Genomic DNA, 258 nt, shown 5'->3' with positions numbered 1-258 from the left:
CGCCGCTAGCAGAGCGTATGACCGAGACGGACATCGAGGACCTCAAGCGCGGGACGGACCTCGTGAAGCGGGGCTTCGCACGCATGCAGAAAGGCGGCGTCATCATGGACGTCGTGAACGCCGAGCAGGCCCGCATCGCCGAGGATGCGGGTGCAGTCGCCGTCATGCATCTCGAGGCCGTCCCCGCCGACATCCGCAAGCGCGGCGGCGTCGCGCGGATGGCCGACCCCGGCACGATCGACGAGATCATCGAGGAGG

Annotated in this window: 1 protein-coding gene; it reads left to right on the top strand. The window is 68.6% G+C overall.

All coding sequences use genetic code 11. The features are described 5' to 3' along the window. Nucleotides 1-17 precede the first annotated feature (17 nt). On the top strand, nucleotides 18-258 hold a 241-nt coding region (locus HKX41_12190; protein ID NNC24895.1), incomplete at its 3' end, for a pyridoxal 5'-phosphate synthase lyase subunit PdxS.

Origin of the sequence: Salifodinibacter halophilus, from assembly GCA_012999515.1 — a bacterium.
Taxonomy (GTDB): domain Bacteria; phylum Pseudomonadota; class Gammaproteobacteria; order Nevskiales; family Salinisphaeraceae; genus Salifodinibacter; species Salifodinibacter halophilus.
Note: the sequence above shows the minus strand (reverse complement) of the source record. Positions and strands in the feature narration are given on the sequence as shown.